The following is a 25263-nucleotide window of genomic DNA, read 5'->3' on the forward strand; positions in this document are numbered from 1 at the left end:
GGTGACGAAATACTACGACAAGCTCAACGCGGTGATGCGGGACGAGGAATAGCGATCGCGGGATAAGCCTCACCGGTCGCGCGGCTGATCTGCCGCCGTGTTCCCGGCCGCGCCAGTCTCATAATCCCCGAAATAGGCCGGTTTGGCGTCGTAAAAGCGTAAAAAACACCGTCCCAGCCCTTTCCAAAGCGGAAGGCGGTTGATACATAGCAGTCGTCGCGGGCCTTTCGGCCCGGTCCCCTTTCTCAGGAGTTGGCGGGCGAGACGTTCGGCGCTTTAGCGTCGAGGCGTATCCCTGGTGTTCTCCTGAAACCGGATTGGCGCGGGGTGGAGCAGCCCGGTAGCTCGTCAGGCTCATAACCTGAAGGTCCCAGGTTCAAATCCTGGCCCCGCAACCAATCACCGGCCAGTCGTTTCTGCGATGGCAGATTTACGGAACCCCGATGTTCGAAAGAACATCGGGGTTTTTGTTTTTGGTCCGGTGTCAGCGCCGCAGCTTGAGCGCCATTCCGATCCAGCCGAATCCCGCGAACAATAGATCGATGCCGAGAAACAGTCCGAGCACATAGAGGCTTGAAACCGGCCACTGGCTGAGGATGATCGCACCCAGCAAAACGGTGATGGCGCCGGACAGGCAGATCCAGAATCGCGGCGCTGTGTCCGGCAGGCGGAAGGCGAGCATGATGCGCACCAGACCTGAAGCGATCAGGGCGATGCCGATCAGCAGCGTGAAGGCGCCGGCCGCGAGCAGCGGATTGACCCACACCAGAATTCCGGCTGCGGCATAGAGCGCACCCAGTGCGATCCACAGGAAGAAGCTGCTCCAGGTTTTCATCTGGAAGGCGCTGAAGATTTCGAAAATTCCCGACACGAACATCACGGCGCCGATGATGGCCACCGAGACGAAGGTGCTGAAAAGTTCATTGCCGAGCGCGATGACGCCGGCAACGACATACACGATACCGAGTGCGAGAACCCATCGCCACTTCGTGCGGAGGGAATGCAGGGCGCTGCCTAGACTGTGATGTGATCCGTCTGAAATGCTCATGGTCAGTCTCCCAGGTGAGAGACGTCATGTTACCGTTTGGTTGCGACGGAACAACATCGCATGTGCTCCCGCGAGATGCCTGAAGCATCGGCCGCGAAAGTTGCCGCTTCGATCAGGGAGATAAATCGCCAGCTATCGAGAGAATAATCTTCTGAATGGTCGTAATACGACTAAACATAGGGTCGCATGCGGCACCGGGGCGCATCATCCTTACGGATAAGCATGAGATGCGCGGTTTGCATTCAAGTTACGGAAAATTCTCTGAAGTCGGCTTTTTATGCTGCTTTCTCGAAGTTCACGCAGGCGCGCAAATATCCTTAACGGTGTCCGGCGCGGGCCCGTTCGACCAAAGTGACATTGACAGAATTGGGAGGAAAGGAATTCAAAGGAACCGGCATAAATATAAACGAGGGCTGCGGAATTTCATCTGCTTTCGCCAGCTCATCATAAGCCGCAACAATATTTGGGAGGTTACTGATGACGAAGATCAATGAAATTCTCTATTCTGGGTTGTCGCGCCGCGCATTGCTGCAAGGCAGCGCGGGGTTGATTGGCGGCGCTGCGCTGTCGGGCGGCCTGTCCATGCCGGCTTTCGCTGAGAATGCACCGATCGGTACTTATCCCGCCGGCTCCTCCGGCAGCACGATTACGTTCGGTGTCGCCGTGCCGCGCACCGGCACCTATGCCGTGCAGGGCGAAGACGAGTTGAAGGGCTGGGAGCTCGCGGTCGAGCACCTCAACACCGGCCATGATCTCGTCAAGAAATTGTCGCCGAAGACCAGCAAGGGCGTTCTCGGCAAGGAAGTGAAGCTGGTGGTCGCGGACAGCGGCGCCAAGCCGAACATCGCCGTGCAGGCCCAGCAGCGCTTCATCACCGAGAACAAGGTGGTGCTGATGACCGGTTCGACCTCGTCGGCGGTCGCGGTGGCACTGAACAAGCTCGCCCAGCGCGAGAAGGTGATGTACGTCGCCGGCATTTCCGGTTCGAACGACACCACCGGCAAGGATTGCGTCCGCTACGGTTTCCGTCAGTGCTTCTACGGCGAGATGGCGGCCAATGCGATCGGCCCGCAGATCGTCAAGACCTTCGGCAAGGGCAAGAAAGCCGCCTACATGACGCCGGACTACACTTACGGGCACACCACGACGGCCTCGGTCGAGAACTACCTGAAGGGTCAGGGCTGGACCACGGTCACCAACCAGGTGTCGCCGCTCGGCGCGCCCGACTATTCGTCCTACCTCCTGAACGTCGCCAACTCCGGCGCCGACGTGCTCATCAACGTCAACTGGGGTCATGACTGCGTGCTCTCGACCCAGCAGGCCAAGCAGTTCGGCATCTTCGACAAGATGAAACTTGTCGTGCCCTATCAGGTGCCGTTCCTTGCGCGCGAAGTCGGCGGCGGCCTGCTCGCCGGCGTCTATGCGGCCACCGACTACTGGTGGACCCTCGAGGACCAGTTCCCGCTCGCCAAGATGTTCAACGACTCCTTCGAGAAGAAGTACGGCTACAAGCCGGAGTGGGGCGCGGAGAACGCCTATATGGGCTTCGTGCACTGGGCCCGCATGGCCGAGGAAGCCAAGAGCTTCTATCCGCCGGATATCATCAAGGCCTACGAGAAGGGCGAGACCATTCCGTCGCTCGTCGGCGATGTGCACTATCGGCCCGAGGATCATCAGTGCGTCCGTCCGGTCATCATCGTCAGGGGCAAGAAGCCTTCCGACATGAAGAACAAGGAAGATTACTACGACATCGTGGAAATCATCCCCGGCGACAAGGTGATCCAGAAGCCGGATGCGTTCGGCTGCAAGCTCGGCGATTACACCTGATAGCTATCTCTCGTTGAACGCCGGCGCCTGATGCGACTTCGTGTCAGGTGCCGGCTTTAACGGTCGGGATGATACTCAACAGGCGTTGGGCCACGTCGCGAGACGAAGGCTTACAACGGTTGCAAAAAGAAATTTTGCGGGCTGGAAACAAGTGATCAATTGGCCAAATTTCGTTTCGCAGTTGTTCAACGGGCTTGTGCTCGGTGCGCTTCTGGCGCTGATTTCGTCGGGTCTCACGATCATCTACGGCACGCTCGGCGTTCTGAACCTTGCGCACGGCGCGATGTTCATGCTGGGCGGCTATGCCGGGTACGTGGCCTTCACCTACACCGGCTCCTTCATCATCGCGGTGCTGGCGGGTTCGCTGTTCGTCATGATTGCCGGCGTGGTGATGGAGAGAGTCATCATCCGGTATTTTTATGGCCGCCCGGACGAGGATCAGTTGCTGGTGACGTTCGGCATCGGCATCTGCATCGTTGAAATCGTGCGCTTCTTCTTCGGCAGCCTGTCGCTGACGGTGCCCGCGCCGAAGATATTCGCCGGCATCACATCCTTGGGCTTCATGTACTATCCGACCTATCGCCTGGCCCTCGTCGGCATCGTGGCGGTCGCGCTTCTGGCGCTTTATCTCGTGCTCTATCGCACGCGCCTCGGCATGATCGTTCGCGCCGGCATCGAGGACTCGATGATGGTGTCGACGCTCGGCATCAACGTCTTCCGCGTTTTCATGATCGTGTTCGGTATCGGCGCAATGGCCGCCGGCTTCGCGGGCATCATCAACGCTCCCGTGGTGTCGCTGACCCCCGACATGGGTGAGGCGATCCTGGTGCAGACCTTCGTGGTCATCGTCATCGGCGGTGTCGGCTCGTTCCCGGGCGCCATTCTCGGCGGCCTGATCGCGGGCGAGATCATCAGCATCACTTCAATGATCAATCCAGGCTACGCCTACGTCATGCTGTTCGCGGCAATGACGCTCGTGCTGGTGCTGCGGCCGCACGGGCTGTTTGGCTCGCAAAGCCGGGCATAGGAACGGTTCATTCATGATCAAGCAACGCCCTTTTCTGATTGAGACGCTGACGGCCATCGGCCTGATCATCGCTCCTTTCATTCTGCCGCACCTCGGATTCGCGCCGAACACCGTCAACCGCATTCTGGTGTGGGGACTGTTCGGTATCGGCTTCGACATCCTGTTCGGCTTCACCGGCCTGCTGTCGTTCGGCCAGTCGGCGCTTTACGGCACCGGCGGCTTCGTCGCGGCCTACCTTCTGACGATCACCGGTTTTCCCCATGTGGTGACGGCGCTGTTCATCGGCATGATCGCCGCGGCCGTGGTCGGCTATCTTGTCGGCCTCGTCGCGTTGCGCAGCACCGGCATCTACTTCGCGATGATCACGGTGGCTATCGCGGAGGTGTTCTTCTTCGTCGAGTTCAATCCGCTGTCGGAATGGACCGGCGGCGAGAACGGCCTGCCGGGCGTGCCGAGCCCGACGTTCGACCTCGGCTTCGCCTCGTTCCATTTCTCCAGCGGCTGGTCGCTCTATATCTTCCTGGCGTTCTGGTACTTCATCGGCATCGTGCTGGGCTTGCGGATCGTGCGTTCGCCGGTCGGCGCGGTGCTGCGGGCGATCCGCGACAATCCGCTGCGCGCGGCGGCGGTCGGTCACAACGTCCACGGCTATAAGCTCACGGCCTTCGTCGTCGCGGCGGCCTATGCGGGTTTCGCCGGTGGTCTGCTTGGCGTCATGCAGGCATTCATGCCGCCGGATGCCTTCATGTTCGACACGTCGGCGCAACTCGTGATGATGACGGCGATCGGCGGCACCGGCACGTTGTTCGGGCCGCTGCTCGGCGCGACGGTGTGGCTGTTCCTGCAAGACTTCCTGCAAGCGGCGCTCGGCCTTGGCGCGGCATGGAAGCTGGTGCTGGGCGTCGTCTTCGTGTTGCTGGTCTGCTTCCTTCGCCGCGGCCTGATCGGCGGCATCCACGATCTCTACAATCTGATCTTCGTGCGCCGCTCCGTGGAAGAGCCGAAAGAGGATGCGCCTGTTCCCGGCATGACGGCCGAACAGGAGCAGGAAATCGCGGAGGCCGAAATCGCGCATGAGCCGGTTGCCTCGCCGATGCCGCCGCGTCAGCGCGCCCTCGATGGTTACAGCGGGCCGATCTTGCAGGCGACGGGCCTGACCAAGCGGTATGGCGGTCTCGTTGCCAACAGCGACATCAACTTCACCGTCAACCACGGTGAATTGCGCGGCATCATCGGCCCCAACGGCGCAGGCAAGTCCACCTTCTTCAAGATGCTGACCTGCGAAGTGGCGCCGACCTCGGGCAACATCATCTTCGAGGGCCACGACATTACCGGCAAGACCGTGACCGATGTCTGCCAGCTCGGTCTGACCAAGAGCTATCAGGTCAATCAGTTGTTCACGCGTCTCACCGTTCGCGAGAATCTGATTATCGCGGTTCTCGGCGACCTGCGCGGCAAGTTCCGTCTCGACCTGTTGCGGCGGATCGACAGCGTCAAGGGATTGAACCAGCAGGTCGATCAAACGCTTTCCATGGTGAACCTGATCGACCGCGCCGATATTCCGGTATCCGAACTGGCCTATGGCGAGAAGCGGCGCCTTGAGATCGGTCTTGCGCTCGCCAACTCGCCGAGCCTGTTGTTGCTCGACGAGCCGCTCGCGGGCATGAGCCCGCGCGAGCGTGTGGAGACGGTCAAACTTCTGAAGTCGATCGCGAAGGGCCGAACCATGATCGTGATCGATCACGACATGGATGCGTTGTTCGAGCTGGCCCAGAAAATTACGGTTTTGCAGGAGGGTCGTGTGCTGGTCGAAGGCACGCCGGAGGAAATCAAGAACAATCCGAAAGTTCAGGAAGCCTATCTCGGGGGAGTTCTCGAATGAGCCTGCTCGAGGTCAAGGGTCTGAATTCGTACTACGGCGACTCGCACATTCTGTTCGATGTGTCGCTGAACGTGAACCGCAACGAGGTCGTCGCGCTGCTCGGCCGCAATGGCGCGGGCAAGAGCACGACGCTGAAAAGCCTGATGGGCGTGGTGACGCCGCGCTCCGGCAGCATCATGTTCGATGGCCAGGATCTGGCGGGCAAGAAGAGTCACATCATCGCGCAGGCCGGCATGCAGCTTGTGCACGAGGATCGCCGTATTTTCGGCAGCCTCAACGTCGAGGAAAACATCATCCTCGCGGGCATCACCGCGCCGAAGCGCTGGCCGCTCGATCGCGTCTACGAGATGTTCCCGCGGCTCAAGGAACGGCGCGACAACCGCGGCACCGATCTGTCGGGCGGCGAGCAGCAGATGCTGGCGATCGCGCGCGCACTGGTGCGTGATCCGGAGATCATCCTGCTCGATGAGCCGTTCGAGGGTCTTGCGCCGGTGATCGTGCGCGATCTCGTCAAGGCCTGCCGCGATCTGGCGGCCGCCGGGCAGACCATCGTGCTGGTGGAACAGAACCTCGCCGCGACGCTGGCGCTCGCGCAGCGCGTTTACATCATCAACAACGGCCATATCGTTCACGAGGGACCGGCGCTGGAAATCAAGAAACAGCCGGAATTGCTACAGCGCTACCTCGGCGTGTAAGCCGGAATTATCAAAGACAAAAAAGCGGGACGGTTTTCGCCGTCCCGCTTTTTGTTTGCCGCCTTGAGAAGCGCTTACGCCTTCAGCGCCGCAATTAGCTTCGCCGCGTGGTCTTCCAGCACCGCGGGATCTTCCTTGCGGCTTTGCGGCGGCAGCAGCGTAACGCCTTCCTTCACCGGCATGATGTGCATGTGCAGGTGGAAGACGACCTGACCGCTCGCGGGTTCGCTGAATTGCTGAATGATGATGCCATCGGCGGCAAACGCCTTCATTGCGGCGCGCGCGATGACCCGGGTGGTGCGGGCGACCTCCATGAAATCTTCCTCGCGGATGTCCAGCAGGTTACGCGCACCCGCGCGCGGGATCACGAGCGTGTGGCCCGGCGAGCGCGGCATGATGTCCAGGAAAGCGAAGGTGCGGTCGTTCTCGAACACTTTCAGGCAGGGCAGTTCGCCGCGCAGGATTTTCGCGAAGATGTTTTGATCGTTGTAAGCTGTCATCTGGATATCCCCCGGATTGACCATTGAAAGGTTAGTGCGGAATTTCGAATCCCTCATGCTGCCAGACGGCGCGGTTTTGGGGGAGGCCGAGAAAGCGGATCAATTCCAGCGCCGGTCCGGGAGCCTTGCTCGTGGCTGCCACCGCGCCGCCGTAAACCAGAGTGAGTTGCAGCGGTTCGGGCAGGGGGCCGAGCGAAGCCACGCCCTCGACATGGACGACTTCGCTCGCCGGATAAATCCCGATGGCGGCGCGGCCTTCGGCCACCATGCTGACGCCGCCCTCCAGCGCGGGGCGGTAGATCACCTTGCGCTCGACAATCTCGGAAATGCCGAGCCGGGAGACCATGCTGGCCATGTGCGCGCCGCTCGGCGTCGAAGCCGGCGTCGAATAGACCACCGATGGAGCATCCACCAGAGCGCGGCGAAAGGCGTCGATGCTTGAGATGTTCGGGCGAGGCGCGCCGTCCTTGACGATTGCGACAAGTTTAAGAATTCCGTATGCGGCACGATCCTCCGGCTGGATTTTGTGCATCGTCGCGAGATTGTCGAGAACCGAGGTCGGCATCAGCAGCACATCGGCATTTTCTCCGGCCAGAATTTTTTGCCGCAATGCAGAAACCAGGATGTGCTGTGTGATCACGCGATGGCCGGTCGCTTTTTCAAACTGCGGGATCAGTGTGATCAGCACGTCTTTCGGGGCGCCTCCGCTCATGAGCAGGATGTCCGTGGCACCTGCGGCCAGCGGAAACTGGAAAAGACAAACGACGAGTGCGGCCAAGACACGTTTCATGAGCGTTTTGTCGTCCCCGGGGGCCCGCCAACGCGGCGAAAAGAAGCTGTCTAAACAAGGCTATCGCATGATTTACGCGCGGCGTCATGCCCCGTGGGCGGAGCATTCCCGCGCCGGAAGGTTCTATGTTCCGGAGAGGAAACCTTCTATAGTCCGCGCCGTTAAGTTTCGTACTCTCTCTCACGATCGCGGATGTATCCTATGACCTTTACCCTTCCGGACCTGCCGTATGCTCATGATGCGCTCCAGCCTTACATGTCCAAGGAGACGCTTGAGTATCACCACGACAAGCATCATCAGGCCTACGTCACCAACGGCAACAACCTGCTCAAGGGCACCGAATTCGAGGGCAAGTCGCTCGAGGAGATCGTCAAGGGCTCGTTCGGCAAGAACGCAGGCTTGTTCAACAATGCCGCACAGCATTACAACCACACCCTTTTCTGGAAAATGATGAAGCCGAACGGCGGCGGCACCAAGCTGCCCGGCAAGCTCGCCAAGAAGATCGACGAGGATCTCGGCGGCTTCGAGAAGTTCAAGGCCGATTTCGCCGCCGCCGGCGCGGGCCAGTTCGGCTCCGGCTGGGCCTGGCTCTCGGTGAAGAACGGCAAGCTCGAAGTCACCAAGACGCCGAACGGCGAGAACCCGCTGGTCCACGGCGGAAACCCGATCCTCGGCGTCGATGTGTGGGAGCACTCCTACTACATCGACTATCGCAACCGCCGTCCCGACTATCTCAAGGCGTTCATCGAGAACCTTGTGAACTGGGAATACGTCGAGGAATTGCTCTCGAAGGCTTCGTAACAGTTGCAGCCGGTTTCAAATTCAATATGCAAAGGGGCGGCTTTCTGCCGCCCCTTTTTATGATGCGGCATTCTGTCTGGGGCCGGAGCCGCCGGCCGAAGCGGATATGAGGTTCGGATGAACTACCTGCTGGTGTTCATTGGCGGAGGGCTCGGCGCATCGTTGCGCCATGCCGTCAACCAGCTTTGCGTCCGGCTGTTCGGCACGGGCTTTCCCGTCGGCACCTTCGTGATCAACGTCACCGGCTCGCTGGTGATGGGGCTGATCGCGGGCTACCTCGCTTTCAAGGGGCAGGCGGCGCAGCCCTGGCGGCTGTTCGTCATGGTCGGCATCCTCGGCGGCTACACCACATTTTCCTCGTTCTCGCTCGATGCTGTGACGCTGTACGAGCGCGGCGCCGGGCTGGCGGCCTTGTCCTATGTCGTGGGATCGGTCCTGCTGGGCCTCGCGGGCCTCGTGGCGGGGCTTGCTCTCGTGCGTCATTTCTCCTGACGCGGGACAGGGCCGGGCCGCGGCCCTTGCTATTTGAAAATATGTTATAATATAACATTTTAACTGGCCAGCGGTGCTGCCGGATATGAGGCAATTTCCATGGTCCAGAGTTCGGCCCAAGGTTCAGTTCAAGGTTCAGTTCAAGGCTCGGTTCATGGTCCCTCACACGGCCATGCGTGCGGCCATGACCATGCCGGAACGCACCTGAGAGCGTCCCAGGCGGCCGCGGGACATCATCACGCGCCCTCCACGCCACATCCGGCGCAGGCCGTGCCGTGGTCGCTGCTGCGCATGGGGCTGGCTGCCCGGCTGGGTGGGTCGCTGCTGATCGTGGCGGCGCTCTGGATCTTCGTCATTGCCGCCATGGGGCCCCTGTGACCACCCGGATCACCTTTCGCGACCTCACGCTTGGCTATGAGCGCCATCCTGCCGTCCACCATCTCGATGGCACGGTCGAGGAGGGCGCGCTGCTGGCGGTGGTGGGGTCGAATGGCGCGGGCAAATCGACGCTGTTTCGCGGCATCGCCGGTCTCATCAAACCGCTCTCGGGCGCCGTCGATCTTGGCGGGCTCGATCCGCGCCACATCGCCTATCTGCCGCAGAGCGCCGACATCGACCGGGATTTTCCGATTTCGGTTTTTGACTTCGTCGGTCTGGGGTTATGGCGGCGCAAGGGGGCGTTCGGCGGCTTCCAGGCAGCCGACCGCAAGTCCATCGAGGCGGCGATCACGACCGTCGGCCTGAGCGGATTCGAACGCCGGCCGATCGGTACGCTGTCGGGCGGCCAGATGCAGCGGATGCTGTTCGCGCGCGTCATGCTGCAAAATGCGCGGCTGATTTTGCTCGACGAGCCGTTCAGCGCCATCGACGCCGGAACAGCCGCCGATCTCATGATGCTGGTGCGGGAATGGCACGGCGAGCGGCGCACCGTGCTGGCGGCGCTGCACGACCTTGGCGAGGTGCGGGCGAATTTTCCCGAAACGCTGCTGCTTGCGCGCACGCCGGTGGCGTGGGGTGCCACGCATGACGTGCTGACGGCCGAACACCTCTCCCGCGCGCGGCAGATGTGCGAGGCGTTCGACGACGCGGCCGCACCCTGCGCGGACCCGCACACATCGCAGGCCGCCTGATGACGCTCGATATTTTCGCGGCACCTTTCACCGATGAAACCATGCGCCGCGCGCTGGTCGCGATCGTCGTGCTGTCGTTCGGCAGCGCCCCGATCGGCGTGTTCCTGATGCTGCGGCGGATGAGCCTGATGGGCGATGCGATGTCGCACGCCATCTTGCCGGGCGTTGCGGTCGCGTTCCTGCTGTCGGGGATGAATCGCATCATGATGACGATCGGCGGACTGATCGCCGGTCTGGTCGTCGCCGTGCTTTCGGGGTTGATGACGCGCGTGACCGAGATGAAGGAGGATGCCTCGCTCGCGGTATTCTATCTCGTCTCGCTCGCGCTCGGCGTCATCCTCGTCGCGTCGCACGGATCGAGCCATGAGTTGATCGAAATTCTGTTCGGTGACGTGCAGACGATCGACGCGGGCGCTCTCTATCTCATCGCGTTCAACACCACGCTGACGCTGTGCGCCCTCGCCGTGATCTACCGGCCGCTCGTCATGGAATGCGTCGATCCCTTGTTCATCCGCGTCGCCGGACGCGCCGGGGCGCTGGCGCATCTCGTTTTCATGGCCTTTGTCGTGGTGAATCTCGTCAGCGCCTATAACGCGCTAGGTACCCTGCTCGCGGTCGGCATGATGATCCTTCCGGCGGGAATAGCGAAGTTCTGGTCGCGTGATATTTCGCGGATCATCCTCGTGGCCATCGTCAGCGCCATTGTCTCCGGCTATTTCGGTCTCGTTCTGGCGTCGGCCACCGATGCGCCCGCGGGGCCGTCCGTCGTGCTGGCGGCGGGCGCAATCTACTTCGTGTCGATGGTCGTGGGGCCTGCGGGCGGGCTGCTGCGCCGGTTCGTGCCGGGGTCGCATCTGGAAGCCTGAAACAGCCCAAATTTGTGCTGTTTTCCACTTACATTGGGGCCGCCCGGCACAATATAAAGGCTCTCACCGACACGCTGGTGTTTCCGGAGTTTTCATGTCCGACGCTGCTTCCAAAATCCCCGTCACCGTCCTCACCGGCTATCTCGGCGCGGGCAAGACCACGCTGCTCAACCGCATCCTGTCGGAGAACCACGGCCAGAAATACGCCGTGATCGTCAACGAATTCGGCGAGATCGGCATCGACAACGATCTCATCGTCGGTGCCGACGAGGAAGTGTTCGAGATGAACAATGGCTGCGTCTGCTGCACGGTGCGCGGCGATCTCGTTCGCATCATCGACGGGCTGATGAAGCGCAAGGGCAAGTTCGACGCCATTATTCTGGAGACGACGGGCCTCGCCGATCCGGCGCCCGTGGCGCAGACATTCTTCGTCGATGAGGAAGTAAGCCAGAAAACCGCGCTCGACGCGGTGGTGACGGTGGCGGACGCTAAATGGCTCAGCGAGCGGCTGAAGGATGCTCCGGAAGCCAAGAACCAGATCGCCTTCGCCGACGTTATCGTGCTCAACAAGACCGATCTGGTGAGCAAGGATGAACTCGCCGAGGTCGAGGGCCGCATCCGCGCGATCAATCCGTACGCCACGTTGCACAAGACCGAGCGCTGCGCGGTGAAGCTGACGGACGTGCTCGGGCGCGGTGCGTTCGATCTCGACCGCATTCTGGAGCTGGAGCCTGCCTTCCTCGAGGAAGACGAGCACGACCATCACCATCATCACGACCATGAGCATGGGCCGGATTGCGGCTGCGGCGAGCATGGTCATGGCCACGATCACGGCCATCATCATGACCACGACCACCATCACCATCACGGCCATGGCATGAAGCACTATCACGACGAGGACATGCAGTCCTTGTCGCTGCGCTCCGAAAAGCCGCTCGACCCGATGAAGTTCATGCCGTGGTTGCAGGAGCTTGTTGCCAATGACGGCGCGAAGATTTTGCGCTCCAAGGGTATTCTTGCCTTCAAGGGCGATGACGACCGCTACGTATTCCAGGGCGTGCACATGATGCTCGAAGGCGATCACCAGCGGAAATGGAAGCCGGACGAGAAACGCGAAAGCCGCGTGGTCTTCATCGGCCGCGAATTGCCCGAGCAGCGGATCCGCGAAGGCTTCGCCAAGACGATCGCGTGATGACGGCTGCATGATGTCGAGTTTTGAGTCTTCCGATGCGTCCGTCGTTTCCGTCACCGAGAAAGTTCTCAAGGTCACGCTGAAAGCGCCCGCCACCGCCGTGCATTTCATCGGTGAGGTGGCGGCGTTCGTGAACGGCGAGGAGACCGTGGTTCTCGCCGATAACGAGGGCGAAGCCACGCAACTGGGCGTGCATGGCGGCGGCATTCTGTGCGCGACGTCTGACGGCAGGCGTCTCGTCACCGGCGGCGACGACGGCAAGATCGTGTCGGTCGATGCCAGGGGCAAGATCGAAACGCTCGCGACGGACGCCCGCCACCGCTGGATCGACAACGTGGCGGTTCATGCGGATGGCACCGTCGCGTGGTCGGCGGGCAAGACCGCGTTCGTGAAAACCAAGGACGCGGAAAAGTCTTTCGACGCGCCCTCGACAGTCGGCGGCCTTGCGTTCGCGCCGAAAGGCCTGCGTCTGGCGATCGCCCATTACAACGGCGTGACGCTGTGGTTTCCGAACATGAAGGCGGCCCCGGAAGTGCTGGAATGGAAGGGCTCGCATCTCGGCGTCATGTTCAGCGCCGATAACCGCTTTCTCGTCACCGCGATGCACGAGCCCGCGCTGCATGGCTGGCGGCTCGCCGACGCCAAGCACATGCGCATGACCGGCTATCCCGGCCGCGTGCGGTCGATGTCGTGGAGCGTGGGCGGAAAACTTCTTGCCACCTCCGGCGCGGACACCGTGATCCTGTGGCCGTTCGGCAGCAAGGATGGGCCGATGGGCAAGGAGCCGGCCATGCTGGCGCCTTTACAGGCGAAGGTCACGGCGGTGGCCTGCCATCCGAAGAGCGACATCCTCGCGGCGGGCTACAGCGACGGCACCATCCTGATGGTGCGCATTCAGGACGGCGCGGAAATTCTGGTCCGCCGCAACGGCGGCGAACCGGTGTCGGCGCTGGCATGGAATGCCAGGGGCACGCTGCTCGCCCTTGCCACGGAAGATGGCGACGCCGGTCTCCTGCCGCTCTAGCGCGGTTGCGGTTCGCCGGTCCGCAAAATGGGCCTGCGGAGCATGATGCGGACTTGCAAGCCACCATGCGGGCCGGGTATGAGGCGGTCATGCGCTTCATGATGACCTTTCATATCGCCGACTTCTTCGACACGCTTGTCAGCCTGACGACGGCCTTCGTATTCGGCGCGTTGATCGGCGCCGAGCGTCAATTCCGGCTGCGCACGGCGGGCCTGCGAACCAACGTGCTGGTCGCCGTCGGAGCGGCCGCCTTTGTCGATCTTGCGATGGCCATTACCGATGCGGATGGCGCGGTCCGCGTCATTTCCTATGTGGTCTCCGGCATCGGCTTTCTCGGGGCCGGCGTGATCATGAAGGAAGGCATGAACGTGCGCGGCCTCAACACGGCCGCCACGCTCTGGGGATCGGCGGCAGTCGGCTGCTGCGCGGGCGCCGACATGATCGCGCAGGCGGGAGCGTTGACCGTGTTCGTGCTGGCGGGCAACACGTTGTTGCGGCCGCTGGTGAACGCTATCAACCGGATTCCGCTCGATGAGCGGTCGGCCGAGGCAACGTACCAGGTGGTGCTCACCGCCAACGCCGCCGCGCTCGGCGATTTGCGCGATGCGCTCACGGAATCGCTCGATAAGGCGCATTATCCGGTCGCCGAAATCGAGGTCGTCGCGCGCGCGGATAATGTGGTCGAGATCGTCGCGACGCTGGTGGCCAATACCGTCAGGGCCGGGGAGCTCGATGCGGTGACCGGCGACCTGGAACGTCTTCCCGGCGTCCGCCATGTGACGTGGGACGCCAGCACCTCCAACGACTGATGCCTTGCCGTTGATCGGCTTGCCGCCAATGGCCGCACGGATCGCAGGCTGGTGCCGCACGGTGGCGGGAACTTGACCATGCGCCAAGCCGTTATCCTTCCGCGTGAAAGGAAGCGGTCATGGATATGCGACAGAAAAATCCGTTCCGGCTCGACCTTGTGCTTGCCGCCTTCATGGTGGCGATGGGGCTGACGGTGGCCGGGCTGTCATGGTCGCAACTGGCGGCGCGCAAGGAGATTGCGCAGGCGACAGTGCCGAACTCCGAAACTCAGCCAGCGCCTGCCGGAAAGGCCGATGGTCCGGTGCTAGAGCCCGGAGCTGCGCGCCCGACCACGCCGCCGCCCGAGCCTGCGCGTCCCGATGCGGATGCTCAGAAGGCGGGTGCGAAGCCCGCGCTGCCTCCCGCGCCCGCCGAGAAGATCGGCGAGCCGGTGAGAAAATAGCATTTGAATAAAAAAGAGCCGGCTTTCACCGGCTCTTTCGTTTTGGATCGCGATCAGCGCACCAGAACATTCTTGAACTGCCACGGATCCGAGGTGTCGATGTCCTCCGGGAACAGGCCCGGACGATCCGTCAGCGGCGTCCAGTCGGTGTAGTAACCCTTCACCGGCCCGAGATAGGGCATCTGGATTTCCAGCAGGCGATCGAAATCCATCTCGTCGGTTTCGACGATGCCTCTGGTCGGGTTTTCCAGCGCCCACACCATGCCCCCGACCAGCGCCGAGGTGACCTGCAAGCCGGTGGCGTTCTGATAGGGCGCGAGCTTGCGCGTCTCCTCGATGGAGAGTTGCGAGCCGTACCAGTAGGCATTGTTGTCGTGGCCGTAGAGCAGCACGCCGAGTTCGTCGATGCCGTCGACGATCTCGTTTTCATCGAGGATATGATGTTTTTCCTGCGCCCTGGCGGCACGGCCGAACATTTCGTGCAGCGAGAGCACCGCATCATCCGCGGGGTGATAGGCATAGTGGCAGGTCGGCCGGTAGATGGCCGTGCCCGATGCGTCATGCACCGTGAAGTAATCGGAGATCGAGATGGATTCGTTGTGGGTGACGAGGAAGCCGTATTGCGCGCCGCGCGTCGGGCACCAGGTGCGCACGCGGGTGTCGGCGCCGGGCTGCATCAGGTAGATCGCGGCGCCGCAACCGGCTTGATGGGTGTGCGCATTCGCGGGCATCCATTTTTCGTGGGTGCCCCAGCCGAGTTCGGACGGCTGTACGCCCTCCGAGATGAAGCCTTCCACCGACCAGGTGTTGACGAACACGTCCGGCTCTTTCGGATTCTTCGAGCGCTGGGTGTCGCGCTCGGCGATGTGAATGCCCTTGATGCCGGCCTGACGCATCAGGTCCGCCCATTCGGCCCGGCTCTTCGGCTTCGGCGCATTGAGCTTGAGGTCGGCGGCGACATTCATCAGTGCCTGCTTGACGAAGAACGAGACCATGCCGGGGTTGGCGCCGCAGCAGGAGACGGCCGTCGTCGAGCCTGCGGGACGGGCTTTCTTGGCGGCCAGCGTGTTTTCGCGCAGCGCGTAGTTGGAGCGCGCTTCCGGGCCCTTCGACGCATCGAAATAGAATCCGAGCCATGGCTCGTTGACCGTGTCGATGTAAAGCGCGCCGAGTTCGTTGCAGAGTTCCATGATGTCGGTGGAGCCGGTATCGACCGAGACGTTGACGCAGAAGCCTTGCCCGCCGCCTTCGGTGAGCAGCGGCGTCAGCAGTTCGCGATAATTGGCTTTGGTCAGTCCCTGCTGGATGAATCGCACATTGTGCTTTTCGCAATGCGCCTTGCGGCCTTCGTCCTTGGGATCGATCACCGTGACGCGCGACTTGTCGTAGTCGAAATGCCGTTCGATCAGCGGCAGCAATCCCTTGCCGATCGAGCCGAAGCCGACCATGACGATGGGGCCTGTGATGCGCGCATGCACGGACGAAGCATTGGACGACATCATTGAATCTCCAGACTGTCAGGGGGGAACAAGCGGCGGCAGAGGCGCGCCAGCGAGAACCTTTCAAAACGACAAAACGCCGATGAAATCAAGGTCTAAACGACTTTTGTGACGTAATGGCGCGCCTGAATCCGTCATCCAGCCTTCATATGACATGATCGGGCGCAAGGGCGCAGTTGCCGTGTTCGGAAATCTCGATCTGGATCGTGGAGTGGCTGATCCGGAAGTGCTCCTGCAACTGTTGGCAGGTTTCGGTCAGAAAGCCGTCGCCGGGATGCCCGCCGGGCGTGACGAGATGCGCGGTGAGCGCCGTCTCCGTCGTGCTGATCGGCCAGATATGAAGATCGTGGATCGAGGAGACGCCGGGCCGTTTTTCAAGAAACGCCCGCACGGCCAAGGGATCGATGAAAGCGGGAACGGCATCGAGCGACATCGCCGTGCTTTCGCGCAGCAAGCCCCATGTACTCCAGACGATCACGCCGACCACGACAAGGCTGGTAAGCGGATCGACCCACAGCCAGCCGGTCTGCATGATGACAAGACCTGCGATGACCACGCCTGCCGAGACTGCCGCGTCGGCGATCATGTGCAGATACGCGCCACGGATGTTGATGTCGCCTTTCTGTCCGGAAGCGAACAGCCACGCGGTCGCGCCGTTGACGAGAATGCCGATCGTCGCCACGACGATGATGGTGACGCTTTTGACCGGCTCCGGTTCGATCAGACGCTGCGCCGCCTCCAGCAGGATCGCGCCGCACGCGATCAGCAGCAGCACGGCATTGGCGAGTGCCGCGAGAATGGATGTGTTGCGCAGGCCGTAAGTATAGCGTGCGGTGGGCGCGCGCTTCGACAGCACGGCCGCGATCCATGCGGTGACAAGGCCAAGCACGTCGGAGAGGTTGTGTCCGGCGTCAGCAAGCAGGGCGGTCGAATTCGCCAGATAGCCATAAAGACCTTCGATGAGGACGAAGGCGGTGTTGAGCGTGATGCCGATGAGAAACGCGCGCCCGAAATCGACGGGTGCATGATGATGGCCATGATGCGCATGGTCGTCGTGCGCATGGTCTTTATGCGCATGGCCATCATGTGCGTGGTCTGGGTGATCGTGGCTGTGACCATGATGGTCGTGAGAATGGCTGTGGCTCATTCCCCGTGTTTATCACGGCCCGCAGCATGGGCGATGAAAGATATCGCCCATGCTATTTTATAACGTCACACGAATGTGGATGTGGTCGTGCCTGAGTCAGGTGTGATGCACGACCTTGGTGACGGTCAGCGAGCGCCAGCCGCCCGCGGGCGTCTGGAATTCGATGGATTTTCCGACCGACATGCCGATCAATGCGGCGCCGATCGGTGTCAGGATCGAGATCCTGCCCGCTCCGACATCGGCATCCTCCGGATACACCAGCGTCACCGTGCGCGATTGTCCGCCGATGTCGTCCCGGAACGTGACCTCGGATTGCATGACGACGATGTCCTGCATCAACTGGTCGGCGGAACGAATTTCGGCGCGTTCGATTTCGCGCGCGAGGAATTCCGCCGTCTCCGGGTACTGATCCGCTGCAACCTCGGCGAGATGGCGCAACCGATCAGCATCGCGCGCGCTGAGGGCGATGGCGGGAAGCTGTGTCTGCAAATCGCTGTGCATGTCGTTCACCTTGGGTTGGCTGCGGCTCCATGCCCGCCGGGGGCAACGAAAACATGCTCGCGACACGTCGCGAGCATTTCAGTCAGGTTTCAGGTTGGAGTGGGGGAGATGTTAATGGAGAACCCGGACGGCGCGGACATGCGTCCGTCCGGGTCACTTTCCTGCTTGAAAGTGACCTGCGCGAAGCAACAGACGGTTGGGGCGCACGTTAAACATCATGAAGTCAAGTTAGGATGACTTGCCGCGAAGTCAACACGCGGCTTGCGACATCTTGGCGCGCCGGGAAACCGGCGCGGCTCAGGCCGAGCGGCGCTTCGCGGTGACTTCGATCTCGACCTTCATCTCGGGCTTGTAGAGCGCGGACACCGCGACGATGGTCGCCGCCGGACGGATGTCGCCGAGCGTTTCGCCGCACACCTTGAACACCGCGTCGAAGTCCTTTGCGTCGGTGACGTAATAAGTCGCGCGAACGAGGTCGGCCATTTCGAAGCCGCCGTCCTTCAGCGCGTTGGCGATCACCTTGAAGCAGTTGCGGGTCTGCTCGCCGACGTCGTCCGGCAGAATCTTGGTGACGGGATCGTAGCCCGTGGTCCCGGCGACGAAGCACATGTCGCCTTCCACAACGGCGCGGCTGTAGCCCGCGACCTTCTCGAAGGGCGAACCGGATGAAATCAGGCGGCGGGACATGGAGAACCTCATTGTTGAATGAGGCACGAAATGCCCCGTCCGTACACTTTAATCAAGCGGCAACGGCCGTCATCGCGCGAGTTTTAGCCGTGCGCGGCCGCCGCGTCTTGGCTCCGGTCGCCGCGATCATGCCGCGCGCGCCCATGAGCGCGCCTTCGCGCAATTCAACGGCCAGCAGCCGCTCGCGCTCGAACGGGCCGGGCAGTACCAGTTCGCTGGTCCTGGCGACGGAAAAGCCGAAGCGCTCGTAATAGGCCGGATCGCCGCGCAGGATCACGGCGTTGTGGCCGCGCGCTTGCGCTGCGGCCAGCGCGTGATTCATCAGCGCCGCGCCGACGCCGAGCGAGCGGCAGGAGGCGTCCACGGCCAGCGGTCCGAGAACCAGCGCCGGAACGCCTCCCGCGCTGACGTGCCAGAGCCGTACGGTGCCGACCAGCTTGCCCCGGCGCACGGCGGAGAAGGCGAGGCCTTCCGCGGGCGCGCGCCCGTCGCGCAGGCGCTGACAGGTGCGCGCATGGCGGTCTTCGCCAAAGCAGGCATCCAGCAGGTTTTCGCGCGCGGCGACGTCCGGGGCGCGTTCCGCACGGATCGCGAACGGAGCGGCATCGGCGAGGAGGGCAGCGGTGGTTTTGCGAACGGCAGTCATTGTACGAGCAGTCATGGCGCGTCAGTCCCCACGCCAATGGACCTGCGGTCCACCGCGTGTTGTCAGCAAATCGGTTGTGACGGGATGGACGCCGGCGAACCGGCGTCCGGTTATTCAGGCCTCAAAAAAGGCCGCGACCTCAGATGTGGTACGTCTTCAGCGGCGGAATGCCGTTGAAAGCCACCGACGAGTAGGTCGAGGTGTACGCGCCGGTGCCTTCGATCAGCACCTTGTCGCCGATCTCGAGCGTGACCGGCAGCGGATACGGCACCTTCTCGTACATCACGTCGGCCGAGTCGCAGGTCGGTCCCGCGAGAACGCACGGCGCCATCTCCGCGCCGTCGTGACGGGTGCGGATCTGGTAGCGGATCGACTCGTCCATCGTCTCGGCGAGGCCGCCGAACTTGCCGATGTCGAGATAGACCCAGCGGTTTTCGTCGTCGTCGCTCTTCTTCGAGATCAGCACGACTTCCGCCTCGATCACGCCGGCGTTGCCGACCATGCCGCGTCCCGGCTCGATGATGGTTTCCGGAATCTGGTTGCCGAAGTGCTTGCGCAGCGCGCGGAAGATCGACCGGCCGTACTGCACGACCGGAGGAACGTCCTTCAGGTACTTCGTCGGGAAGCCGCCGCCCATGTTGACCATGGTGAGGCTGATCCCGCGCTCGGCGCAGTCACGGAACACCTGCGAGGCCATCGCCAGCGCACGGTCCCATGCCTTCACCTTGCGCTGCTGCGAGCCGACATGGAACGAGATGCCCACGGGCTCCAGACGCAGGCGCTTGGCGTGATCGAGCACGTCCACCGCCATTTCCGGATCGCAGCCGAACTTGCGCGACAGCGGCCACTCGGCGCCGGCGCAATCGTACAGGATGCGGCAGAACACCTTCGCGCCGGGGGCGGCGCGGGAGATCTTCTCGACTTCGGCGACGCAGTCCACCGCGAACAGGCGGATGCCGAGCGCGTAGGCGCGCGCGATGTCGCGCTCCTTCTTGATGGTGTTGCCGAAGGAGATGCGGTCCGGGGTCGCACCGGCGGCCAGCGCCATTTCGATCTCGGCCACCGTCGCGGTGTCGAAGCACGAGCCGAGCGAGGCCAAAAGCGACAGCACTTCCGGCGCGGGATTCGCCTTCACGGCGTAGAACACGCGCGAGTCGGGGAGCGCCTTCGCGAAGGTCTGGTAGTTGTCGCGCACGACCTCGAGGTCGACGACGAGACACGGCTCGGTGTCGAGGCCCTCGCTGCGGCGGTTGCGCAGGAATTCCTGGATACGGTCGGTCATAGCACTTCTCCCAAACGGCCCCGCCAAACGATCTGGCGTCGAGTCGTCCAAAAAATTGCGTCTGAGCCGAGGACCTCAGCCATGTCGCACGATGGAGACGCGACGATGGCCGATCCTCAGATCGGACTGTGCTGCCGTGGATTGGTTGGGAATGCTCCCGCCCGCACACCTGGCAATGAAGGACAAGCCTCTTCGGTATTCGCGCTGGCTGGTGGAAAGCCAACAGAGACCAAAAAAGCCCGCTCCGTCGTTGCTTTAAGTCGCGTCCCCCGTTGAGAGCGGGGTGCGCCGGTTCGCCTCCGGCTGCCAGTCACGGTTGCAAGAGAAGAAGTCACCTTCAACGGCATCCCTTGAGAGAGATGCTGGCCTTCCAGCCTCGCGGCTAAACGACCCTCGGTTCTTCATCCCTTGGCGGCTGTCCGGCCTCTTGTCCGGATACCCACCGACTGACACACGACCACAGGCACGTGCGAAATTGGGCAGGCGTGAAATATGAGTTTTGACTCTGGGGTGCAAGGACTTTTTGCGCGGTGCGACAGATTTTTACAGGATGCATGCGCGATGTTGCCGTGAAGCCGCAAAATCGCCGCCGAACATGAACGGCTGTTAAAACTGCTTAACGAAATCACACTCTCGCCGCAGTTCGAATCGCCTCGGCGTCTCAGGCGCGCCGTGTGAACGGCTCGACCTGCCGCGCGCCACGGACGAAGCCGATCATGATCGCCACGCCGATGGCGAACAGGATGACCTGGAGGATGTGCGCGCCTGTCTCCTCGAGCCCGAACAGGATCGCCAGCGCCCAGCCGCCCGCGAAAGCCGCGCCGAACACCTCCGCCCCGATCAGGATCGCGGCGCTGATGACGGTGATGACGCTCGGCCACGCGATGGTCCTGGCTCCGGTCTCGGTCTTTTCGGCGCTCATGCAGGTCTCTTTCCGTTTGCGGCCGCAATGTCTGCGAAATCGGCGCCGCAATCAAGCGTTCAGGACCTAAAAAAGGCCCCGTGCGGTGCTATATGTTCCAGGCAGAAATCGCTGAAAACAGGGCTCCCATGACAAAATCGTCCGCTTCGCCGTCCGCCGCCACCCAAACCCCGAGCGGCGGCGGCAATCCGTTGCTCGAGGCCTGGCAGACGCCGTTCGAAACCCCGCCCTTTGCGCGAATCCTGCCGGATCACTTCCCGCCTGCCTATGCTGCGGCCTTCGCGGAGCACGATGCCGAGATCGCCGCCATCAAGGCGGATGCGGCCGAGCCGACTTTCGAGAACACCGTGGCGGCGCTTGAGCGTTCCGGCCGCCTGCTGACCCGTGTCGGCGCCGTGTTCGGCGATCTGGTCGGAGCCAACTCGTCGCCGGAATTGCTCGGGATCGAGAGCGAGATCGCGCTGGAGGAGGCGCGGCACTGGAATCCGATCATGATGGACGCCCGGATCTACACGCGATTGGCGAAGCTGCGCGAGAATGCCGCAACGCTGAAACTGACGCCGGAGCAGGCGCGGCTGCTGGAGCGGACCTATCTCGACTTCCACCGCGCGGGCGCGGGCCTGGGCGAGGCCGCCAAGGCCCGCATGGCCGTCATCAACGAGCAGTTGGCCCATCTCGCCACCACCTTCAGCCATAATCTGCTGGGCGACGAGCAGGACTGGTTCCTCGAACTTGGACCCAACGATCTCGACGGCCTGTCGGAGAGTTTCATCGCGGCGGCGCGGGCCGCAGCCGATGAGCGCGGCATGCCGGGCAAGGCGGTGGTGACGCTGTCGCGCTCCTCGGTCGAGCCGTTCCTGCAATCCTCCACCCGGCGCGACCTGCGCGAGAAGGTCCATAAGGCTTTCACCGCGCGCGGCGACAACGCCAACGACCACGACAACAACGCCACCATCCTCGAAATCCTGAAACTGCGCGAGGAGGCAGCCAAACTGCTCGGCGCGCCGAGCTTCGCCGCCTACAGCCTCGAGGATTCGATGGCGAAGACGCCGCAGAACGTCCGCGACCTGCTGGAGCGGGTGTGGAAGCCCGCCCGCGCGCAGGCGCTTCGGGATCGCGATGCGTTGCAGGCCCTGATCGCGGAGGAGGGCGGCAACTTCAAGCTGGCCGCGTGGGACTGGCGCTATTATGCCGAGAAGCTGCGCCAGCGCCGCGCCAATTTCGACGACGCGGCGATCAAGTCCTATCTCGCGCTCGACAACATGATCGACGCCGCCTTCGACGTCGCCCATCGCCTGTTCGGTCTCACCTTCAATGAGCGCAAGGACGTGCCGGTGTGGCACCCCGACGTGCGCGTCTGGGAGGTGAAGGATGCGCAGGGCCGCCACAAGGCGCTGTTCTATGGCGACTACTTCGCGCGGCCCTCGAAACGGTCCGGCGCGTGGATGACCTCGCTGCGCGATCAGGAACGGCTGGACGGCGAGGTCTATCCGGTGATCCTCAACATCATGAACTTCTCGCGTGGCGCTGAGAACCAGCCGTGCCTGCTGTCGCCGGACGACGCGCGCACGCTGTTCCACGAATTCGGGCACGCGCTGCACGGCATGCTCTCGAACGTGACCTATCCGTCGCTGTCGGGCACCAGCGTGTTCACCGATTTCGTCGAACTGCCGTCACAGCTTTACGAGCACTGGCAGGAGCAGCCGCAGGTGCTGCAAAAGTTCGCCCGCCACTATCAGACCAGCGAGCCGCTCCCGGAGGATTTGCTGAAGCGCTTCCTCGCCGCGCGGAAGTTCAATCAGGGGTTCGCCACGGTGGAGTTCGTCTCCTCGGCGCTCCTCGACCTCGAATTCCACACCCAGCCTGCTTCCTCGATCGCCGACGTCCATGCGTTCGAGAAGCGCGAGCTGGAAAAAATCGGGATGCCCGCCGAGATCGCGATGCGTCACCGCCCGCAGCAGTTCGGACACATCTTCTCCGGCGATCATTACGCGGCGGGCTATTACAGCTACATGTGGTCCGAGGTGATGGACGCCGATGCGTTCGGTGCGTTCGAGGAAGCGGGCGACATCTTCGATCCGAAGGTCGCCAAGCGGTTGCATGACGATATCTATTCGTCGGGGGGCTCGCGCGATCCCGAAGAAGCCTACATCGCCTTCCGTGGCCGCAAGCCTGAGCCGGAGGCGCTGCTGCGCGGGCGCGGGCTGCTGGACGAGCCCGAGGCGGCGTAACGATGGCGCGCAGATCTGTCCCGATATCGATGCGCGGATTTTTAAGGCTGCTTTCGGTTGCGGTCGCTGCCCTGTTCGGGGCGTCGGCCGCGCAGGCCCATCCCCATGTCTGGATTACGGCCACGAGCCAGCTTGTGTTCGCGCCGGACGGCACCGTCACCGGCGTGCGTCATGCATGGACATTCGACGAGATGTTCGCAGCCTATGCGGTGCAGGGCCTACCGCAGCAGACCAAGGGCGTGTACACCCGCGAGGAGTTGTCGGCGCTGGCGCAGACAAATATCGAGTCCCTGAAGGAATATGCCTACTTTACTTTCGCCAGGGAAGGCGAGGTCGGCGGTCAGAAGAAGCAGAAATTCGGCGAGCCGGTCGATTATTATCTCGACTATAAAGACGGCAGCCTGACGCTGCACTTCACCCTGCCGTTCCGCGCGCCCTTCAAGGTGACGAAGCTCGCGCTCGAGGTGTTCGACCCGAGCTATTTCATTGATTTCCAGATGGCGAAGGACAATCCGGTGCAACTCGCCGGTGCGCCGGCGGGGTGCAGGATGAATCTGGTGCGTCCTGCGGACTCCGCCCCGCAGCAGACGCTGAGCGAGGCGGATTTCATGTCCGGCCAGAATGCGAATTACGGCGCGATGTTCGCCAACAAGATCACGGTGGAATGCCCATGATGCGCAAGCATGCCGCGCGCCTCCTCGCCGTCAGTGTCGTGGGGGTTGCCGCTGTCGCTTTCATCGTTGCAATCATTGATCCGGCTTTCGCGCAAAATCCTTTCGGCGCACCCAAAGCCGCCGTGCCGGATTCGCAGGTCGGCGGCATCATCGGCTGGCTGCTTGTCAAGCAGTCGGAGTTCTATCGGCAGATATCGGCGGCGATCCGCACGGCCAAGACCGACGGTTCGGCGGTGTGGACGTTGCTCGGGCTTTCGTTCGCTTACGGCATCTTTCACGCGGCCGGGCCGGGGCACGGCAAGGCGGTGATTTCCTCCTACATTGTGGCCAATGAAGAGACCGCGCGGCGCGGCATCGCGCTCTCGTTCGCGTCCGCGCTGATGCAGGCGCTGGTGGCGATTGCGATCGTCGGCGTCGGCGCGGCGATCCTCAACGTCACGGCGGGCCAGATGTGCCGTACCGAGAGGGTCGTCGAGGTTGCGAGTTACGGGCTGATCGCGGCGTTTGGCGCGCGGCTGGCGTGGAGCAAGGGCGGCGGCTTTCTGCGCGCGTTGCGGGACTGGTATCGCCCCGCGCCCGCGCTGACGCCGGCCTTTGCCGAAAGCGATGCGCCGGTCGTGCACCATCATGTCCATAATGAGAATGAGCATGCCCATCATCATAAGCATGACGGTAGGTGCTGCGGCCATGATCACGGGCACGCCCATGCGCCTGCTGCGATCGCTGGCGCGCATGTGCACGACGAACATTGCGGCTGCTCGCACGGGCCTGACCCGGCGGCGCTCGCGGGGCCGGGTGGCTGGGCGCGGGGCATCGGCGCGGTGCTGACGGTCGGCATTCGGCCGTGCTCGGGCGCGATCCTTGTGATGGTGTTTGCGCTGGCGCAGGGGCTGTTCTGGGCAGGCGTCGCCGCGACGTTCTTGATGGGACTTGGAACCGCGATCACGGTCGCGACGATCGCGACCCTCGTCGTGTCGGCCAAGGGCGCCGCGAGTCGCCTTGTGTCGGCTTCGGAGGGCGGCGGGGCGCTGGCGTTGCGCGGCATCGAGTTCGGCGCGGCCGCGCTCGTCATGCTATTCGGTCTGGGTCTTCTGCTCGGCTATGTTGCCGCCGAGCGTGTGACGTGCTTTTGATGGCCCGTCCTTTCT

At 62.6% G+C, this 25263-nt stretch carries 26 protein-coding genes and 1 tRNA gene (1 of these 27 only partly in view); 17 read left to right on the forward strand and 10 right to left on the reverse strand.

The features are described from left to right. A protein-coding gene (locus tag AFIC_RS03530) for a hypothetical protein (protein ID WP_275247794.1) crosses the window boundary here: on the forward strand, positions 1 to 52 show its end. 542 nt of this gene lie to the left of the window's left edge; 52 of the gene's 594 nt are visible here — the last part of the coding sequence; its start codon lies off the left edge, out of view; it ends in the stop codon at positions 50 to 52. 269 nt (positions 53 to 321) lie between these two features. Further along, a tRNA-Met gene (locus tag AFIC_RS03535) sits at positions 322 to 398 on the forward strand. Between the two features lie 86 nt (positions 399 to 484). On the opposite strand, the gene AFIC_RS03540 is transcribed toward AFIC_RS03535, so the two are convergent. Next, the gene (locus tag AFIC_RS03540) at positions 485 to 1048 is read right to left on the reverse strand and encodes an HdeD family acid-resistance protein (protein WP_275247795.1); all 564 of its coding nucleotides are present in this window, start codon (positions 1046 to 1048) and stop codon (positions 485 to 487) included. A 477-nt stretch (positions 1049 to 1525) separates the two neighbouring features. Here AFIC_RS03540 and AFIC_RS03545 point away from each other — a divergent pair, with 477 nt between their 5' ends. The 4 genes from AFIC_RS03545 (at position 1526) to AFIC_RS03560 (ending at position 6479) form a co-directional block, all read left to right on the forward strand. Beyond that, positions 1526 to 2875, forward strand: a complete 1350-nt coding sequence (locus tag AFIC_RS03545; protein ID WP_275247796.1) for a substrate-binding protein — start codon at positions 1526 to 1528, stop codon at positions 2873 to 2875. A gap of 151 nt (positions 2876 to 3026) precedes the next feature. Continuing rightward, a complete protein-coding gene (locus AFIC_RS03550; RefSeq protein ID WP_275247797.1) occupies positions 3027 to 3902 on the forward strand; it encodes a branched-chain amino acid ABC transporter permease in 876 nt (291 codons plus the stop codon). 13 nt (positions 3903 to 3915) lie between these two features. Then, positions 3916 to 5784 carry a branched-chain amino acid ABC transporter ATP-binding protein/permease gene (locus tag AFIC_RS03555; protein ID WP_275247798.1) on the forward strand — a complete coding sequence of 623 codons (1869 nt, stop codon included), beginning with the start codon at positions 3916 to 3918 and terminating at the stop codon, positions 5782 to 5784. Further along, positions 5781 to 6479: an ABC transporter ATP-binding protein gene (locus AFIC_RS03560; RefSeq protein WP_275247799.1), complete on the forward strand. Its 699-nt coding sequence runs from the start codon at positions 5781 to 5783 to the stop codon at positions 6477 to 6479. The genes AFIC_RS03555 and AFIC_RS03560 overlap by 4 nt, the downstream gene beginning before the upstream one ends. Positions 6480 to 6553: 74 nt before the next feature. Here AFIC_RS03560 and AFIC_RS03565 read toward each other — a convergent pair whose 3' ends face one another. Continuing rightward, positions 6554 to 6979 (reverse strand): HIT domain-containing protein, encoded by a 426-nt coding sequence (locus AFIC_RS03565; protein WP_275247800.1) that lies wholly within the window; start codon positions 6977 to 6979, stop codon positions 6554 to 6556. Between the two features lie 31 nt (positions 6980 to 7010). After that, positions 7011 to 7769: a molybdate ABC transporter substrate-binding protein gene (locus tag AFIC_RS03570; RefSeq protein WP_275247801.1), complete on the reverse strand. Its 759-nt coding sequence runs from the start codon at positions 7767 to 7769 to the stop codon at positions 7011 to 7013. 201 nt (positions 7770 to 7970) lie between these two features. Here AFIC_RS03570 and AFIC_RS03575 point away from each other — a divergent pair, with 201 nt between their 5' ends. The 8 genes from AFIC_RS03575 to AFIC_RS03615 all read left to right on the forward strand — a co-directional run bounded on the left by AFIC_RS03575 (position 7971) and on the right by AFIC_RS03615 (position 14526). Beyond that, on the forward strand, positions 7971 to 8570 hold the full coding sequence (locus AFIC_RS03575; RefSeq protein ID WP_275247802.1) for a superoxide dismutase: 600 nt from the start codon (positions 7971 to 7973) through the stop codon (positions 8568 to 8570). A gap of 117 nt (positions 8571 to 8687) precedes the next feature. After that, positions 8688 to 9062 carry a fluoride efflux transporter CrcB gene (crcB, locus tag AFIC_RS03580; protein ID WP_275247803.1) on the forward strand — a complete coding sequence of 125 codons (375 nt, stop codon included), beginning with the start codon at positions 8688 to 8690 and terminating at the stop codon, positions 9060 to 9062. 374 nt (positions 9063 to 9436) lie between these two features. Beyond that, on the forward strand, positions 9437 to 10192 hold the full coding sequence (locus tag AFIC_RS03590) for a metal ABC transporter ATP-binding protein (RefSeq protein WP_275247805.1): 756 nt from the start codon (positions 9437 to 9439) through the stop codon (positions 10190 to 10192). Next, positions 10192 to 11058, forward strand: a complete 867-nt coding sequence (locus AFIC_RS03595; protein ID WP_275247806.1) for a metal ABC transporter permease — start codon at positions 10192 to 10194, stop codon at positions 11056 to 11058. The genes AFIC_RS03590 and AFIC_RS03595 overlap by 1 nt, the downstream gene beginning before the upstream one ends. A 94-nt stretch (positions 11059 to 11152) precedes the next feature. Beyond that, positions 11153 to 12250, forward strand: coding sequence for a CobW family GTP-binding protein (locus AFIC_RS03600; RefSeq protein WP_275247807.1), 1098 nt, complete (start codon positions 11153 to 11155; stop codon positions 12248 to 12250). A 10-nt stretch (positions 12251 to 12260) separates the two neighbouring features. Then, the gene (locus AFIC_RS03605) at positions 12261 to 13274 is read left to right on the forward strand and encodes a WD40 repeat domain-containing protein (RefSeq protein WP_275247808.1); all 1014 of its coding nucleotides are present in this window, start codon (positions 12261 to 12263) and stop codon (positions 13272 to 13274) included. 89 nt (positions 13275 to 13363) lie between these two features. After that, the gene (locus AFIC_RS03610) at positions 13364 to 14083 is read left to right on the forward strand and encodes an MgtC/SapB family protein (protein ID WP_275247809.1); all 720 of its coding nucleotides are present in this window, start codon (positions 13364 to 13366) and stop codon (positions 14081 to 14083) included. A gap of 119 nt (positions 14084 to 14202) precedes the next feature. Then, the gene (locus tag AFIC_RS03615) at positions 14203 to 14526 is read left to right on the forward strand and encodes a hypothetical protein (RefSeq protein ID WP_275247810.1); all 324 of its coding nucleotides are present in this window, start codon (positions 14203 to 14205) and stop codon (positions 14524 to 14526) included. Positions 14527 to 14579: 53 nt separating this feature from the next. Here the strand turns inward: AFIC_RS03615 and AFIC_RS03620 are convergent, their stop codons facing one another. From AFIC_RS03620 to AFIC_RS03650, 7 genes are all read right to left on the reverse strand, one after another. Continuing rightward, positions 14580 to 16025, reverse strand: a complete 1446-nt coding sequence (locus AFIC_RS03620) for a homospermidine synthase (RefSeq protein ID WP_275248628.1) — start codon at positions 16023 to 16025, stop codon at positions 14580 to 14582. A 145-nt stretch (positions 16026 to 16170) separates the two neighbouring features. Continuing rightward, the gene (locus AFIC_RS03625; RefSeq protein WP_275247811.1) at positions 16171 to 17172 is read right to left on the reverse strand and encodes a cation diffusion facilitator family transporter; all 1002 of its coding nucleotides are present in this window, start codon (positions 17170 to 17172) and stop codon (positions 16171 to 16173) included. A 96-nt stretch (positions 17173 to 17268) separates the two neighbouring features. Then, positions 17269 to 17673 (reverse strand): nucleoside diphosphate kinase regulator, encoded by a 405-nt coding sequence (rnk, locus tag AFIC_RS03630; protein ID WP_275247812.1) that lies wholly within the window; start codon positions 17671 to 17673, stop codon positions 17269 to 17271. A gap of 297 nt (positions 17674 to 17970) precedes the next feature. Next, entirely contained in the window at positions 17971 to 18360 is a 390-nt protein-coding gene (locus tag AFIC_RS03635; protein ID WP_275247813.1) for a RidA family protein, read from the reverse strand. Between the two features lie 52 nt (positions 18361 to 18412). After that, on the reverse strand, positions 18413 to 19006 hold the full coding sequence (locus AFIC_RS03640; RefSeq protein ID WP_275248629.1) for a GNAT family N-acetyltransferase: 594 nt from the start codon (positions 19004 to 19006) through the stop codon (positions 18413 to 18415). A gap of 139 nt (positions 19007 to 19145) precedes the next feature. Next, positions 19146 to 20288, reverse strand: a complete 1143-nt coding sequence (locus AFIC_RS03645; RefSeq protein ID WP_275247814.1) for a type III PLP-dependent enzyme — start codon at positions 20286 to 20288, stop codon at positions 19146 to 19148. Between the two features lie 661 nt (positions 20289 to 20949). Then, on the reverse strand, positions 20950 to 21210 hold the full coding sequence (locus tag AFIC_RS03650; RefSeq protein ID WP_275247815.1) for a hypothetical protein: 261 nt from the start codon (positions 21208 to 21210) through the stop codon (positions 20950 to 20952). A gap of 128 nt (positions 21211 to 21338) precedes the next feature. Here AFIC_RS03650 and AFIC_RS03655 point away from each other — a divergent pair, with 128 nt between their 5' ends. From AFIC_RS03655 to AFIC_RS03665, 3 genes are read left to right on the forward strand one after another with little or no spacing between them, the layout of a single operon-like run. Then, complete coding sequence (locus AFIC_RS03655) at positions 21339 to 23441, forward strand: M3 family metallopeptidase (protein ID WP_275247816.1); 2103 nt, start codon at positions 21339 to 21341, stop codon at positions 23439 to 23441. A gap of 23 nt (positions 23442 to 23464) precedes the next feature. Continuing rightward, positions 23465 to 24115: a DUF1007 family protein gene (locus AFIC_RS03660; protein ID WP_420833380.1), complete on the forward strand. Its 651-nt coding sequence runs from the start codon at positions 23465 to 23467 to the stop codon at positions 24113 to 24115. Then, positions 24106 to 25248 carry a nickel/cobalt transporter gene (locus tag AFIC_RS03665; protein WP_275247817.1) on the forward strand — a complete coding sequence of 381 codons (1143 nt, stop codon included), beginning with the start codon at positions 24106 to 24108 and terminating at the stop codon, positions 25246 to 25248. Before AFIC_RS03660 ends, AFIC_RS03665 begins: the two co-directional genes overlap by 10 nt. Positions 25249 to 25263: the final 15 nt, after the last annotated feature.

Source organism: [Pseudomonas] carboxydohydrogena (assembly GCF_029030725.1).
Lineage (GTDB): Bacteria > Pseudomonadota > Alphaproteobacteria > Rhizobiales > Xanthobacteraceae > Afipia > Afipia carboxydohydrogena.